The organism is Nostoc sp. PA-18-2419 (assembly GCF_005869855.1).
Taxonomy (GTDB): Bacteria; Cyanobacteriota; Cyanobacteriia; order Cyanobacteriales; family Nostocaceae; genus Nostoc.
The window spans coordinates 310,371-325,744 of sequence record NZ_SZNH01000004.1 but is presented as its reverse complement, the minus strand read 5'-3'; the positions used below and the strand labels follow the sequence as shown (position 1 = coordinate 325,744).

Sequence of the window (15,374 nt, the reverse complement as noted above, 5' to 3'; positions counted from 1 at the left end):
TCTCTCAAAAAATGATGTAGTGACTGACCGTCTTTGAGTCCTACTATTTTGGCTATCTCCGGCAGAGATTTCTGTGGCATTTTTGATAGCATTCCCAAGTGTAAAAACTTGAATGCTTCAAAATGTCTCACATCCTCAAATAATGAATAATAGTGTTGACAATAGTTATCTATGAAGGCAACTGTGCTTACTGCCTGTCTACGCGGCGTAACCATCTTTATTACTTACTGTTTCTGGTTTTCTTCCTGATTATACTTTCCCCGTAGTAACAAAAGAGGGCTGATACCAATTCTCTATGAAGATGCGCCTAATTATTTTGGGACGTAGCGAATTATCTTTAGAAAACCTCCGCGTACCTTTGCGTTAAAAAAGTTACGATTTGGCGCAGCTTCACAAAGAAACGGTAAAATAAATCAAAAGATATCTCCCTGCTCACACTCAACACTCAACAGTCATCAATCCCCAGTAATTTCTCAGCCATTCCTCCATCACCATATTTATACTTTTGAGTAGGTCTGATGTTACTGTAATATGCAAATTATCTCGACTCCAGTTAGCTAAAGACCGTAATAAACCTTCTTGCGCTTTTTTTAGTCGCCGGGAGACTGTATATTGCTGCATTTGTAATTGTTTAGCAATTTTGTCTTGAGTGAGTTGTTTGCCGTAGTAAAGTTTTATAATTTCTTGTAATTGCGGTTCAAGTTGAGCGATCGCCACTACTAAAACTTTGTTAATCTCAATTTGCTGAGAAATTCTGGCTTGTTCTTCTTCTTGGGCGACAATTTCATTAATCAGAGATTCTTGTTGGCTACCTGGAAGATTATCTAACCACTCCCAAGAATCATCGCTACCTTTAGGGATATTCAAAGACTCCGGTGTTGGATAGCGATATTTGCGTACAGCTTTAGCACAATTGAGCAGCCATTTTTCCAAAGCTTGGGGATTGACTTGTTGACTACTTTGTGAATTATAAGCTTTAGCAATTGCTTGCCAAATTGCATCGTTGGGTCGAGAAAGTTGGCGAGAAGTACCAGTTTTCGTAGGAATATACAAGGTTTTAAAAGATTCCCAAGCCAGAATATAAGCATTAATATCCTCTGGAGATAAACCAGCATTTTCCAAGGATTCTACTAAAAACTTTTTAGTAATTTTTCGCAATAGTCCCCAGTCTGTACAGATATCAATTTCGCTATTTTTACGTAAAGTTTCGCGGATAGCACCGCTAAAAATAGCGTTGGCGTAGTTTTTTAAAGAAAAACCTTGATTGGGATTAAAACCTTTGAGGATTTTATCAACTTGGGCGATCGCAATCTGAAAACAGTCTGAAAATTTATACTGAGTGCTAGCAAAATTACTTACTATTTTTTGAGATGCCCAATAACAAGGTTCTTGCAAGTAGGCTATGAGGTGTTGCCTAGCTAGTACCTCAGTTTTGGGAAGCTGCCAAAACTTATACCAATAAAGCGCCCAAAAATATTCTGAAGTTTCTTGTGGCGTCTGGTTGACACAACTTTGGATACTGCGACGCAAACTTGATTCCATCGCCCAACGACTAAAGCGATCGCCAGCAAATTGTATAAAAGTTGAAAAAATTTCAATGATGGTTTGTCGAGGTTGCATAAAAAGTGCTGAGTAAGGGTTCGTCAACTGTTGACTGTTGACGGTTAACTGTCAACCGTCAACAGCCAACACGCAAAGATGTGCAATTTAGATCCAAGGGCAGCTTAATTCATTACATATTAAATTTATGATGTTTGATCGGCAACGTAATAATGAACTTTGCACCTTCCCCAAATGTCGATTGACACTCCAAATTTCCTTGATGCTGCTCTACAATGATTTGGTAACTGATAGATAATCCTAAACCTGTACCTTTACCAACAGCTTTAGTAGTAAAGAAAGGATTAAATAAATAGGGTTTTATCACACTCAGCCACCCCCTACACCCTATTAATGACCCGATAATCCGCCATCTAATCGAGTTCTCAGTTGGGGACTTATCAACTTCAAATATTGTGTAGTCATCCTACCCAAATTTTGACGTTGCTGAATTGAAGTATGAAATTTGAAAACTCAATATCTCAAACTCTTGCTCTGTGCGCCTCTGTCTTGGAAAGTTCCGATGGTCGGAAACCTCCGCTCAGACTTTCCCCTGCGTCTGTGGGTGAGGTAAATTCATACCTGAATTCAGCAATGCAAAATTTTTTCTACAGCAGTCCGTAAATATACCATCAATTTCAAATTAATGAAATCCTTACAGTATGGAAATATGGATGCAATAAATAAAAGTCAGAATTTAAAAGACTTTAATACTATACTTAATTAGCTTCAAAAAATGATGAAGCCATAGTACACTTAATTTTTTAATCATTCTGGATTCTAAGTTTTAAATTAATACTCACATTTTTAGGAAAGGAGCGAATTTTCTTCAGTTTATCCTAAACAATAATCAGCTGAGTATTTATTTAATTTCTTGAAAATTATCAATTGTCAGATATATTTCTTCATCAGCTATTTGACTATTGTAATCGACATTAATTTGAGTTGGAAAGCCGTATCTTGGATTATAGCGTGCATTCAGGCTGTAGGCTTTACGGTTGATAGCATCTTGAATAACATTAAAAAGCTTAGGAATTGTGTTGTAGTTGTTAAATAATTGTCGATTCTCAACTGGTTTACCTGTAGCTACAGAAATAATTGACTTTGTTTGACCATTACGTACTTCAATGATGACTGGACCTCTAGCTTCTTGTATACAAAAGCAACTGTTACTAAATGTATAGCGATAGTTGGAAATATTTTTATAATTCCATAAACGGCGATTAAAATTTAATCGTCTTTGAGCCAAGTTATTATTCGCTGCCGATTGTCCTATCTCTACAGGAGATTGAGACATGACTGGTAAGTTGAGACCTGTAAATACCAACAAGCCGACACTGATAATGATAGACAGGCGCATATCAATCTATTAACTTATAAAAAACTGTATTCTATTATATTAGTATATTTACTTGTTTAAATACGCTTTATATTTTGATTAAAATACCTCAGTGTGTCGTCGTTGAGGGTGAAAAGTAGTGACATCGCCGCAAATTATACCGGAATTTCAATGATAGATTCTGTTCCTTGACCCAGAACTGAGTTAAAACTCAATTTATCACCGTGTGTTTCTTCAACGATTGCAACTCACTTTCAGAAGACCGAAAAGTTCTCCGAATACCCAAAGCGGGTGCTTGGCAGCATCGCCACAAAAAGCTATTTAAAATATAATTATTTCATCCGGTAAAGTATCTCGCCCGCCTTCGGTACAAGCAAAATCCCTTCATGCTCTCGATAAGACCATTCTGTTAGTTGAATCGTAGCCGGATCGCGATAATTCAAGTTATGAGCGGCACAACGCTCCGGAGAAATACCAGTAGCTAAAGTCACACGAATCCGGGCTTTTTCCCCTTCTATAGGCTCGAAAGTACCCATCCCTTTCAAGTGAGTACTGTGAGCTAACACTCCCGCAGGATATGCTTGGAATTTATCCCATTGTTTGAGAAAATAATCCCGCACATGATAACCAATTTCAGCTAATATTTTGCCGTGTGTATAGCTAAATTCAGTAATATGAGGTGCATAGATAATTACTTCTCCTCCATCTGCTACTACAGGTTCTAATTTGTACATTCCCTTCGCAGCTGTCCAAATGTCATCATACATTTCGGGCATGACTGAAAGCACTTGGTTAAAAGGCCGATCTACATATTTAATATGCAGTTTAGCTGATAATTTTGCCGCCGCTTCCCAGGCTAACTCTGGTTTATCTATATAAAGTCCAGCTAACTGATTCGTTTTCGGTGCAACCACCATTGCCAAGCAAAGTTTCGGGGTAGGAATTAAATTAGCAGCTCGGTCAATCAAGCGTCGAACTGGCGTTATTCCTGAAGTACCAATAATTTCATAACAGGTAATTAAAGCACCCAACCAGTGTGATAAATTAATCACTTCCTCACCGCTAATACCGGGGAAAAAATATTTATTTCCCCCAGAAAAACCAACAACTTCGTGGGGAAAGACTGGCCCACAAATAATTATTAAATCATATTCTGTTACCAATTTATTTACACGCACGTCAACTTCCTGATGCAGCATCCCACCGCTAATTTCTGCTATTTCCGCAGCCGAAATTACTCCACAAGAAACAAAAGTTTCTGGGAGATGCCAAAGGTGATTAAAGATGTGAACTCCTTTAAAAGTTGTCTCTCGCTCCTTTGGTGTTACCCCAACTAAACGATTGATTTGTTCCTCACTCATGGGATTATGTGTACCCAGAGCAATCAAAAAATCCAGTGCAGCAACCCTGTTATTTAACTCCCGATGAAGCAATCGAAACATTTGGGGGATGGGAGCAGTGCGGGTTGCATCTGGAATTAATACTAAAATGCGCTGTCCATCAAACCTAGAATCTGCCAAAGCTTGATGAACTAGTTGGGAAATTTCCTCATCTGCAAGTCTGCCATTATTAGTTACAGCTAATAAATACATTTCTAAACTCCGCTGTAGATGCTAAATCCACCGTCTACCGGCACAACTACCCCGTTGACGAAACTAGAACCAGAACTACATAGCCAAATCAAGGTACTGAGTAATTCGTGCGGTTCTCCAAAACGTCCAGCAGGGGTCTGGTTAATAATTTTTTGTCCGCGATCGCTTAAACTTCCATCTGCATTGAGCAGTAAATCTCGATTTTGTTCGCCAATAAAAAAACCCGGGGCGATCGCATTGACTCGCAACTTGGCTCCATATTTTTGAGCCAGTTCTACAGCTAGCCAACGAGTAAAGTTATCTATCGCTGCTTTGGCTGCTGAGTAACCAACTACCCGACTGATTGCACGGATAGCAGACATCGAAGAAATATTCACAATACAACCTTGGGGTTGATTTCTTTCGACCATTGCTTGACCAAAAACCTGACTGGGTAGTAGAGTTCCCACCAAGTTCAGATTAACTACTTGCTCGAATGCTGTGTGAGGCATATCAAAAAAACTACCATCCGCAGTAATTGTGGCCGCTGGGATATTACCACCAGCGGCGTTTACTAAGATATCTATCTGACCCCAATGCTTTAAAATGGTGTGTTTGGCTATTTCTAATTGCAAGCGATCGCCAACATCTGCCAATACAGCCATACTTTCGCCACCGGTGGCGCTAATATCAGCCACAACCGCATCAGCTCGTGCTTGATTGCGACCGAGAACGACTACTCGCGCTCCCGCAAGCGCTAAACCCTGCGCCATCGCCCCACCCAGCACACCAGAACCGCCTGTGATTACTGCTACTTGGTCTTTCAAACTAAAAAGTTGATTTAAAATTAAATCTGGTTTATTCAATAAATCTGGCATTGATAATTCCTTTATCTAATTACTTCATTACGCACACTACATTTGACTAATTCGTAGCAAATGAAACTCTGCGTTCTTTTGCGTTTACTCTGCATCCCTTTGCGTTTAAAAAGTAATATTTTTAAACGCAAAGGAGCACAAAGGTTGGCGCAAAGGAATACAGAGGTTTAATGGAAGTTTTGCTATGAACTTGTGAAATCATGTACTTAGTTCAATTTGTAAGCAAGCTTGGCGAGGTCGTAAACTAAACCAAAAGCCATTTCATAGCCTTCTTCTTCCTCAATTAATCCGCGTGTTACTAATCCTGCTAACCAGTTACAAGCTACGCGTCGCCAGACTGTATGGCGCGCAGGAATGGAAACGAAAGCCCGGGTATCATCGTTAAAACCAGCAGTATTATAAAGTCCGGCTGTTTCCATCACCTGATTGAAATATCGCTCCATACCATTGATGCTATCGTGAAACCACCAAGGCGGCCCCAGGAGGACTGCGGGATAATGACCGGCTAAGGGAGCTAGTTCCCGGCTATAAGTGCTTTCATCCAATCCAAACAGGATTAAGTGAAAGTCTTTATGATTACCGTACTCTGACAACAACGGGTGCAAATTTTCCGTCCACTCTATTTTTAAAGGAATATCAGCACCTTTATCAGACCCAAACTGCTCAAAGACAGCCGAATTATGATTACGCATAATACCGCAATGCATTTGCATCACCAGACCATCTTCTAGACTCATCCGAGCCATTTCCATGAACATGTGCCCAGTAAAACGCTCTGCATCACCAGGATTTAGTTTGTTAGCTAATCCTCTAGCAAAGATTGCTTCTGCTTCCTGGTTGGTAAGACGCTGGGTATAAGGTGTAGCTGCACTATGGTCGGTAGCTGTCGCGCCCATTTGTTTAAAAAAAGCTCGACGTTCTTCTAGAGTTTGCACAAAAGTAGTGTAAGTGCTAATTTCTCGCCCAACAGTGCTTTCTAGCTTGGTTAGATTCTCCCGCCAACCAGGAGTATCCAAGTTAACTACTGCATCTGGCCGAAAGGTAGGTTTGATCTGAGTAAAACGTTTTTGGTGTAGGGATTGATGGTACTCAAGAGTATCGCTGACTGCATCGGTAGTACAAAGCACTTCAATATTAAACTTTTTGAATAAAGCACGAGGTGAAAACTCAGGTAACAATAACAGCTTTTCCAGGTAATCATAGATATGCCCAGCATTGCGAGAATTTAAAGGCTCATCCACCCCAAAGACGTTAGTAAGTTCGTCTTTCAGCCACAATCCAGACGGAGTACCTTGGAATAAATAAAAATGGTTGGCGAAAAGCTGCCAGATTTTACGATGGTCAGTTTCGACTGGTGAACCATCACGGCTAGGTATGCCCAAAGCTGACAAAGATACGCCCCGACTATAGAGCATCCGGAAAATGTAGTGATCGGGAATAATCAATAATTCAGTTGGCGAACCAAAACGCGCTCCTGGGTCGGCTAATAAAGCTGGGTCTACATGTCCGTGGGGACAGACCAAGGGTAGAGTGTATACGCTCTCAAAAAATTGACGTGCTAGCTGTCTTTGAATTGGTTCTGGAGCGAAGCAGCGATCGCTAGATAAACTCCATTTTTTAGTTAACATAGTTTTTGTCCAAGTCATTGGTCATTAGTCATTAGATTATTTCTCCCCATCACCCTCATCCCCCACTCCCTTGCCCAAACGCTGCACTACTACCTCGCTTTACTAAAAAAGGAGATAGAAGGAGGTTTTCCACGCTTTTTTCCTCTAGTAAATCGAGCAATATTTGCATTGCTGAGCGACCAATTTCCAACATTGGTTGGCAAACTGTTGTCAGTGGCGGCGTAACGTAACACGAAAGAGCGATACCGTCAAATCCAACCAAACTTAAATCTTGTGGTACTGAAATACCTAGTTCCTGACAAGCTAACAGAGCGCCAACTGCTACCATATCGTTGTAACAAAAGATGCTTGTTACGCCAGCTGTAAATAGTTGAGATAGCAGCTTTTTTCCGGTATCAACATCGCTAATTCTGATATTATCTTCATCGCTAATTGCCACCCAATCACTGTTTTGTGGTAAACCAGCTTCCTTAAGAGCCATCTGATATCCTTCTAAGCGCAGCTGATTTGAGTTACTGCGATCACCTACACCCAAATAACCAATAGTTTTATGTCCCAAACCGATCAGATGCTCTACCGCCAACCGACCACCTAAAAAGTCGTCCACTGTCACTGTATGAAATATTTCAGGTCGCTCTTGTGTCTGACTATTAATCAAAACTGTTGGTACGGCAATTTGCCCTACTTGGTCGCTATTATTTTTATTAATTCGGGAGTCGGTGACTAATATCCCGTCCACTCTGCGACGATGAAAATTATCAATAGCTGCTATTTCCTGCTGGAAATCTCGGTGTGAAGCAGTTAACAAAACACTCAAACCAGCTGTTCTCGCTACCTGTTCAATTCCCTCTACCACCTCAGCGTAAAAAGGATCTGCGATTGATGTCACTACTACCCCAATGGTATTAGTGCGTGCAGAAAGCAAACTTTGAGCGATCGCGTTCGGCACATAGTTCATCTCCCGCGCTATTTTCTTAATTTCCTCTCGTACCTTCGGGCTAATTAGAGAGTTATCTCGCAAAGCACGTGAAACTGTGGAATGGGAAACACCTGCTCGGCGAGCAATATCTTCGATTGAAACTTTTCGTTTCTTCATAATTTTAACTATAAATAATGCAAACGTGTGCATTACCATTTTATTATTAGCAAAGTTGAGTCATATGTCAATGTATTCACTCTACTCACAAAGCACAAAACTTAGGTTAAATGCAAAATGTAACAAAAAGTAAAGTTCACCAAAACTTTGTTGTTTCAAAAATAAATATTCCGGTTGACTTACTTTATTATTCTTGAGGCAGGTGCCGATAGTGGCGATCGCAGTCAATATCATCTTGGGTAAAAGACTTATAATCTAGGCAAATGCGGAGAAATTTTAATCATAAGTAATTAGCTGGATTTGATAGAAATTAACTTTTTTTGCCAAACTATGATATATAAATCAATGATTATTATCATTATGGGTGTTTCGGGAGCTGGCAAAACTACCATCGGAAAAATGCTAGCAGATACTTTAAACTGGCAATTTAGCGACGCCGATGCTTTTCACTCGCTAGAGAATATTGAGAAAATGGGGCGCGGTATTCCTCTAAGTGAAGCAGACAGAATACCTTGGTTACAAGATTTGCGAACGGCTATTAAAAACTGGCTACAAGAAAATAAAAATGTGGTGCTGGCGTGTTCGGCTCTCAAAGAAAGCTATCGGCAATTTCTGGTTGTGGATAGCGAACGCATCAAGCTAATTTATCTCAAAGGGTCTTATGAGTTAATTCAAAAGCGGTTGCAAGAGCGTCATCATCACTATATGAGCGAAAAACTCCTTAATAGCCAGTTTATTACTCTAGAAGAACCATTAGACACTATGTATATAGATGTTATACAGACACCCCAAGTAATTGTGCAAAACATCCGAACAGCTTTAGAAATTTAGCATTTGTGGGTGTGTTCCGTTGGACGAGTCAAATCAAACATAATCTTTAGTTATGTCTACATAAACAAGATTAATGGTGTCTGTGCGAAAACTCATCTAAAACAAATATAAAGTGATCGCATTACTGTAGTGATAGGAGGAAACTAGTGTTTCTCAGATTAGCGCAACAATATCAGGAAGTTGTCCAGGACTTGGTAATTAGCTTACAAGCTTTATCAACTGTACTTGAGCAGCGTGGGTATCTTACGTCTTGCTATACATGCGGCGACCAAATCAAGAGTGCTTCATTTATGGTAAGTTTAGGAGAAAAGCACCTGATTCGGTTTTTGGTATCTGATTACGGTATTACTTGGATGGAAATCTGGGATGACCGCGAATTAATGAAGTTAGAGGGGGCAGAAGCAATCAATCAGTTGCACGAGTTATCTGATATTGTCAAGTATCCAGAGCAAAAAATTGAGATTCTTAAGCATCCATTGCAAAAAATTTATTTAGTAAAGTAAAGAATGTTGGTTGAAGGTTAAATGCCCCACACCTCAATCGGATGAATGGTGGACGTGGGTTTGTTATTTGTCGAAGGCAGAAGTTATAGCCGTAATTACATCCTTTAGAACATAATGATAAGCGTGAATGCTAGGAATAGTAATAGTTTTACCTCCAGTAAGAACTGCCTTCTGCCATAACACTAAAAGTAACGCCTGTACTTGTAAAAAATAATACTTTTGTGCCACGACACACCAAAATTAAAATTGATAATGGATCGCTGAAATATCTTCAATAGTGTGGTTAAAATAACGGAGCGATCGCTCTAGATTGGTAATCACAGTTCTCAACAATGGCTTCATGTTGTCATTAATCTGATGCATAAATCTTGCATCTGGTTGAGATTACACCTAGACTGCTGATAAGGCGGGTAAACTGGGGTATTTGAACGCCACCCATTAGCCTGATGATTGATTGCCAATTATGATCCTAAACAAGGAGGAGCAGAATGTTTATCTGCGTTATTGCAGACTACGGTATAGGAGATCCGGCATTTACTGAAGTCACGCAACGTCTTCTGATGGCTTTCCCTGATGCCCAAATTCATTTACTTTCGGTTCCGCCATTCAGTACTTTAGCAACAGGTTTCTGGATTGCCCAATTGGGACTCAACCCAGGCCCCAGCCAGAGGCTAATTTATCATAATTGCGCGCCTCGTCAGGACGATCCACAAGCTCGTCGGGACAACGAAGGTGAAGGACTAACTTACGCCCTTTTATCCAATGGGATAAAAGTAGTGGGTGTAAATGCGGGATACACCCTCTCATTTATCAAAGACCATACCAAAGAATTGCGAGTAGTTAATGTTTCTCGTGGTGGTTCGCAGTTTCGCTCACGGGATGTGTTTCCTGTGGCAGCAGGGGCGATCATGGGTGAAGATTTCAGCCTTTTGGGAGATAGCCTTAAAAGTGAGCAAATCCCAGATGTTCCACCAGATCGAATTGCCTGGATTGATGGCTACGGCAACATTAAAACTACTATTGCGGCGCATACACTTAACTTGCAGCCTCAAACTAAAATCGCGATCCGGATTGGAGATGTGGTCAGTGATGCAGTGTATTCTGATGGCAGTTTCAAAGTGTCTGAAGGAACTTTGGCCTTCGCTATTGGTAGTTCAGGTTGGTCAAGAGGCGACTCAATAGAGCCATTACGCTTCTTAGAGCTATTTCTGCGAGGAGGAAGTGCTTGGGAGCGCTTTGGTCGTCCCCGTGTGAATCAGCAGGTAACTCTAATTGCCTAAAGTCGGCGATGTAAGTTGAAAAAGCGTCATCTAATATAACGTTTTCACTGATATCAAGACTACACTTAGATGCTAGCAAAGGGGGACTTTTGAATGTACCTGGGGCGATGGACTTAGGAAGTAATCTTTAGTATTAGCAATTATTGTGATATTATATCATGTTTTGATGAATATTTGTAATTAGGACTGACGCAAACACAAGTCATGACTCATCAGCATAGGGCGATGTGAACTTCTGTTTCCAAGACGCTCTTGCTTGCTTAAGAGCAGGGGTATAGGGGACGCGGAGAGTTTTAAATTATAAGTAATTAAGCGAACTTAGGCTACTTAGTTTGAATTTTCACAACTGCTGAGATTCCCGGAGTCAATCGAGATTCGTAACCTTGAATAGTAGACTCATCAAACAGAATCTTAACGGGAATTTCATGTAGTGAATTACTAGAAGGTGAATTGCTCGTGAGATTATTTTGTGGCATAGAGGCGATACTATCTACCTTGCCTTGAAACTGGTGATTACTAAAGGCTGGAACCGTAATTTTTACCTTTTGCTCTGGTTGTACCTTTTGTAACTGCTTTTCGGGAAAATAGGCAATAATCCAAGGACGTGGCTGTATTATTGATAAAAGAGTTTGCCCTGGAAGCACCTGCTGTCCGACTTGAACATTTTTATTTCCAACTATTCCACCGACCGCAGTTGCAATGTTAGTATAGTTAAATTCCAGTTCTGCTTTTTTAACCTCTACCTGCTTTTGAGCAAAAGTAGCTAAGGCTACCTTATATTGTTGCTCATTTATCTTCTTCTGCTGATTCAGAACTTGTAGTTGTAAAGTTCTTTTTCTTATAAAAGCTTCTTGTTGTATTTGAGCCTTTTTATTTTCAGGAATTGGTTGTAATGACGGAATCTCAATAGTAATTTTGGGAATTTTCTCTTGTGCCAATGCTGCTTGCTGTTTAGCTAATTCTAAAGATATTTTTGCCTGTGCTAAAGATAATTGATAGTTACTTTTGTCAAGTTTTACTAATATCATGCCTGGAGATACTACTTGATTATCATTGAATGAAATTTCAGTGACTATTCCTGATACACGACTAGTCACAGGGTTTATCTCTGCGGTAACATAAGCATTATCAGTTTCTAGCTCTGTTTGCGTGTATTGCCATTGCTTATAAGCATAATTAGCAATATAAACTGCAATTACACTTAACAACACTCCCAATCCTGTAAGTAGTAGCAGATGCCGAACCCAAAGAAGTGATAATCTTTTCTTGAGAACATTGTTCGATTCGTTAGAAGTGTTGGTTGGCTCCTGTTGCGATACAACGGAAGTTTCTTGTTCTGATAATTTAGTAACGTTTTGGGAGTGCTGTAAAAAATTTTTAAGTTTCATCGGTGATATTTATGTAAAGAAAAATTTCAGTATAAGTATTGGCACTGTTTAACTAGTCTGCTTACAGAATACGGCAAATATTAATTAAATACATAAATTACTCTCAAAATAATTTCATTGTCTCCTGCTTTAACGGCTTTCCACAGGCAGCATTGGAGACGAAAGAGATTTTTACGGAACTTATTCTACACCAATCCTTTTCAGGATTCACTATCAGCTTTGTTTTGGCAAGCCAAAAACCTTATACCATCTCTAGTTGTGATGAAAATAACTTATCGGATCTTTGGCAAGAGTCTCAGATGCTACAGAGTTTGGTGTGATCGCTATGGTATAAGCTCATCACTACGAAGAACACACGGGGCGCCTGGTATAGATAAAGTTATTGATGCACAGATATACAAACAAGAAAAGAAACTTAACATTATGATTTGCACACGTGTGCAAAAATAAAATCAATACAGGCTTTGCACACTTGTGCATAATATGAACAGCAAAAATATTATTTAACTCACAAATCAGTAAAAAAAGTAGGTAGAAAGACATGTCTCAAACTCTAGATCGTCTCACTAAACAAGCTCAAAACAATCCCTTAGATTCGCTAGAAGAATGGGAAGAAGACTTACTTAATCGCTATCCCGACCCTAATAATATAGTTCAAGAAGGTAAAACTGTAGAAGCGTACAGGAATTACGAAACGACTACAAGAAATACAGTCAAAGAGTTTTATCGATTAAATCATATTAATCAAACATATAACTTTGTACTACGAAAAAAAGAAAATTTTCTGAAATTAGATAAAAAAGAAATGTCTGTTTGGGATGCATTTGAATTTTTGAATCAATTGGTCGATGATTCAGATCCCGATACAGACTTGGATCAGTTACAGCATCTATTGCAAACATCAGAAGCTATTCGCGCTGACTCTCACCCTGACTGGATGGTTCTTACCGGCTTGTTTCATGATATGGGAAAGGTACTTTGCTTATTTGGTGAACCTCAATGGGCTACAGTAGGCGATACCTATCCTGTAGGTTGTGCATTCTCGGATAAAATTGTTTTCTCTGAATTTTTCACAGAAAATTACGATCACAATAACCCTCTATATAACACTAAGTATGGTGTTTACGAACCGAATTGCGGATTGAGTAACGTACAAATGTCCTGGGGTCACGATGAGTATGTATATTACATGCTAAAAAACTATTTACCCGAACCAGCATTGTACATCCTCCGCTATCACTCCTTTTATCCACAACATCGTGAAAACGCATACGAGCATTTGATGGATCAACATGATAAAGAAATGTTTAAATGGGTGAAGTTATTCAATCCCTACGATTTGTATTCAAAAAACCCTAATCCTCCTGATTGGCAAAAACTCAGACCATACTATGAAGATTTAGCCGCAAAGTATTTGCCTTCTACCTTAAAATTTTAAAGACTCTATTCCAAACTTCCTACTTATAGAAGTAGAGGTCTGTGGCTCTCAGCAGGAACAGGAAATAGGAAAGACTTTTCCCTGTTCGCTATTAGGTTTTTGGAGAATTGAGGACAAATAAAAAGTAAATACATTTCAAACGCATATTTGAGTCATTTTGAAAACAAGCTTTCAGGAGATTTATCAATATACATTGCTATCTGACAATAGAATATCAACTTTAAAATAAAATCACTGAGTAAGCTCTTAATTCTTGTCAATACGATTTAAGTCAGATTTATTAACTTTTATAAAATCATGATTTAAGTACGAATTATTAATTTTTTACAAGTGCTTGGAGTACAAACTTGAAATTACCAAGAGATTCAATAGGATTCTATATTTTGTAAAGATAGTTAAATTGAGTTCGTTTTTGTAACAGTACAGGATAAACTAAAAGAAAGTCAAATAGAATTTAGAAATCACAAGCTTGATAAAACACTGTTTTAAAAGCTTTAGCTAACAACTGTTTTTATCCTCATAGAGTTACAAATTTTTAGTTTCATAAAAATGTCAGTTTGAAAAAAAAGATTGATTGTTTAAGATTTTGTTTGATTAAACAAGATATTTTATGAAATTAATCAAATTAAATAAAAGACATCATCAAAATTAAAAATGAGTTTAAATCGGTCAATTTTATCTCTGAATTATTAGAGATAGTAAAGATAGCGATAACTTTGCAAATGAAGGTGATGCTGAATTTATCGGATTTGAATACCTTGTTATAAATCTAGTAATATGAAGAAAATTGCGCTTGCGGCTAGCTTATTAAGTTTAGTTAGTAGTACACTTGTAAGTTGCAAAAATAAGTCTGAAAATACCAACGCTACTATTAATACCGATACTAACACAGCTACTAATGCTAGTTTAGAAAATCAGGTTAGTACAGCAAAAGGAAAATTACAAACAGTCGGGGTAGCTCTTGGCGATTTGGGTAATCCCTTTTATGTAGCGATGGAAAAAGGCGCTGAAGAACAAGCAAAGAAACTTGGCAATAATATTAGAGTTAATGCCGTGTCGAGTGCCTTTGACCTGAACCAACAAACCAACCAAATAGAAAATTTCACATCGGCGAATACTGACATAATTATCCTCAGCGCAGTTGACAAAAAAGGAATTAAACCAGCAATTGATGGTGCGAGGAACGCAGGTAGAGTTGTGATTGCTGTAGATTCAGCCGTTGATGCAGATGTGGATGCGATGATTAGTTCTAACAACACGCAAGCAGGAGAAATAGCTTGCAAATATATTAGCGATCGCCTCCAAGGTAAAGGTAGTGTAGTTATCCTCAACGGTACGCCGATGGACTCAATCAATCAGCGAGTGAGTGGTTGTAAGAATTTATTATCTAAATATCCCGATATTAAAATCATCTCCGACCAAAACGCCGAAGGAACGAGGGATGGCGGACTGAGAGTCATGGGCGATATACTCACAACTTTTCCTCAAATTGATGCTGTTTTCGCTACTAACGACCAAAGCGGTGTCGGCGCAGATTTAGCAGCCAGACAAGCAAGACGCAARGAATTCTTTATTGTTGGGGTTGATGGTTCGCCAGATGCAACCAAAGCAATGGAAGACAAAGACGGTGTATTTGTTGCAACAGCTGCTCAAGACCCGGCGGGGATGGCGCGAAAAGCAGTGGAGATTGGTAACGATGTCAAGCAAGGTAAAAAACCGAGTAATTCTGAGATTCTCGTTCCAGTCAAGTTAGTCACCCGCGACAACCTTAATAGCTACAAAGGTTGGTAAGTAATAAAAATTCAATAATATGTTGGAGATAT

Annotated in this window: 15 protein-coding genes and 1 pseudogene; 5 read left to right on the top strand and 11 right to left on the bottom strand. The window is 39.1% G+C overall.

All coding sequences use genetic code 11. From position 1 onward, the window contains the following. The 8 genes and pseudogenes from FCR06_RS33400 to FCR06_RS06905 all read right to left on the bottom strand — a co-directional run. Nucleotides 1-215: pseudogene (locus tag FCR06_RS33400) on the bottom strand (IS701 family transposase); the annotation flags it as partial. Nucleotides 216-438: 223 nt separating this feature from the next. Beyond that, nucleotides 439-1,620, bottom strand: coding sequence for a sigma-70 family RNA polymerase sigma factor (locus FCR06_RS06935; protein WP_138498095.1), 1,182 nt, complete (start codon nucleotides 1,618-1,620; stop codon nucleotides 439-441). A 112-nt stretch (nucleotides 1,621-1,732) separates the two neighbouring features. Further along, nucleotides 1,733-1,927, bottom strand: coding sequence for an ATP-binding protein (locus tag FCR06_RS33395; RefSeq protein WP_317616802.1), 195 nt, complete (start codon nucleotides 1,925-1,927; stop codon nucleotides 1,733-1,735). 534 nt (nucleotides 1,928-2,461) lie between these two features. After that, entirely contained in the window at nucleotides 2,462-2,959 is a 498-nt protein-coding gene (locus FCR06_RS06925; RefSeq protein ID WP_138498094.1) for a DUF6174 domain-containing protein, read from the bottom strand. 311 nt (nucleotides 2,960-3,270) lie between these two features. After that, the gene (locus tag FCR06_RS06920) at nucleotides 3,271-4,530 is read right to left on the bottom strand and encodes a lactate racemase domain-containing protein (protein ID WP_138498093.1); all 1,260 of its coding nucleotides are present in this window, start codon (nucleotides 4,528-4,530) and stop codon (nucleotides 3,271-3,273) included. Between the two features lie 2 nt (nucleotides 4,531-4,532). Beyond that, the gene (locus tag FCR06_RS06915; protein ID WP_138498092.1) at nucleotides 4,533-5,387 is read right to left on the bottom strand and encodes an SDR family oxidoreductase; all 855 of its coding nucleotides are present in this window, start codon (nucleotides 5,385-5,387) and stop codon (nucleotides 4,533-4,535) included. Nucleotides 5,388-5,593: 206 nt separating this feature from the next. Beyond that, nucleotides 5,594-7,033: a glucuronate isomerase gene (gene uxaC, locus FCR06_RS06910; RefSeq protein ID WP_223280054.1), complete on the bottom strand. Its 1,440-nt coding sequence runs from the start codon at nucleotides 7,031-7,033 to the stop codon at nucleotides 5,594-5,596. A 37-nt stretch (nucleotides 7,034-7,070) separates the two neighbouring features. Beyond that, a complete protein-coding gene (locus FCR06_RS06905; protein WP_138498091.1) occupies nucleotides 7,071-8,111 on the bottom strand; it encodes a LacI family DNA-binding transcriptional regulator in 1,041 nt (346 codons plus the stop codon). Between the two features lie 345 nt (nucleotides 8,112-8,456). Between FCR06_RS06905 and FCR06_RS06900 the strand changes: the two genes are divergently transcribed. Both FCR06_RS06900 and FCR06_RS06895 read left to right on the top strand, forming a co-directional pair. Continuing rightward, nucleotides 8,457-8,942, top strand: coding sequence for a gluconokinase (locus FCR06_RS06900; protein WP_138498090.1), 486 nt, complete (start codon nucleotides 8,457-8,459; stop codon nucleotides 8,940-8,942). 146 nt (nucleotides 8,943-9,088) lie between these two features. Continuing rightward, nucleotides 9,089-9,445 carry a DUF1815 family protein gene (locus tag FCR06_RS06895; RefSeq protein WP_138498089.1) on the top strand — a complete coding sequence of 119 codons (357 nt, stop codon included), beginning with the start codon at nucleotides 9,089-9,091 and terminating at the stop codon, nucleotides 9,443-9,445. A 63-nt stretch (nucleotides 9,446-9,508) separates the two neighbouring features. On the opposite strand, the gene FCR06_RS32440 is transcribed toward FCR06_RS06895, so the two are convergent. Then, nucleotides 9,509-9,673, bottom strand: coding sequence for a hypothetical protein (locus FCR06_RS32440; RefSeq protein ID WP_189523339.1), 165 nt, complete (start codon nucleotides 9,671-9,673; stop codon nucleotides 9,509-9,511). A 12-nt stretch (nucleotides 9,674-9,685) separates the two neighbouring features. Next, entirely contained in the window at nucleotides 9,686-9,808 is a 123-nt protein-coding gene (locus FCR06_RS34190; RefSeq protein ID WP_262984649.1) for a hypothetical protein, read from the bottom strand. A gap of 125 nt (nucleotides 9,809-9,933) precedes the next feature. Between FCR06_RS34190 and FCR06_RS06890 the strand changes: the two genes are divergently transcribed. Next, the gene (locus FCR06_RS06890) at nucleotides 9,934-10,725 is read left to right on the top strand and encodes an S-adenosyl-l-methionine hydroxide adenosyltransferase family protein (RefSeq protein ID WP_138498088.1); all 792 of its coding nucleotides are present in this window, start codon (nucleotides 9,934-9,936) and stop codon (nucleotides 10,723-10,725) included. 323 nt (nucleotides 10,726-11,048) lie between these two features. Here FCR06_RS06890 and FCR06_RS06885 read toward each other — a convergent pair whose 3' ends face one another. Beyond that, a complete protein-coding gene (locus FCR06_RS06885) occupies nucleotides 11,049-12,113 on the bottom strand; it encodes an HlyD family secretion protein (protein ID WP_138498087.1) in 1,065 nt (354 codons plus the stop codon). A gap of 541 nt (nucleotides 12,114-12,654) precedes the next feature. Here FCR06_RS06885 and FCR06_RS06880 point away from each other — a divergent pair. Both FCR06_RS06880 and FCR06_RS06875 read left to right on the top strand, forming a co-directional pair. Continuing rightward, nucleotides 12,655-13,551 (top strand): inositol oxygenase family protein, encoded by an 897-nt coding sequence (locus FCR06_RS06880; protein ID WP_138498086.1) that lies wholly within the window; start codon nucleotides 12,655-12,657, stop codon nucleotides 13,549-13,551. 777 nt (nucleotides 13,552-14,328) lie between these two features. After that, entirely contained in the window at nucleotides 14,329-15,342 is a 1,014-nt protein-coding gene (locus tag FCR06_RS06875; RefSeq protein WP_138498085.1) for an ABC transporter substrate-binding protein, read from the top strand. The last annotated feature ends 32 nt before the right edge of the window (nucleotides 15,343-15,374 follow it).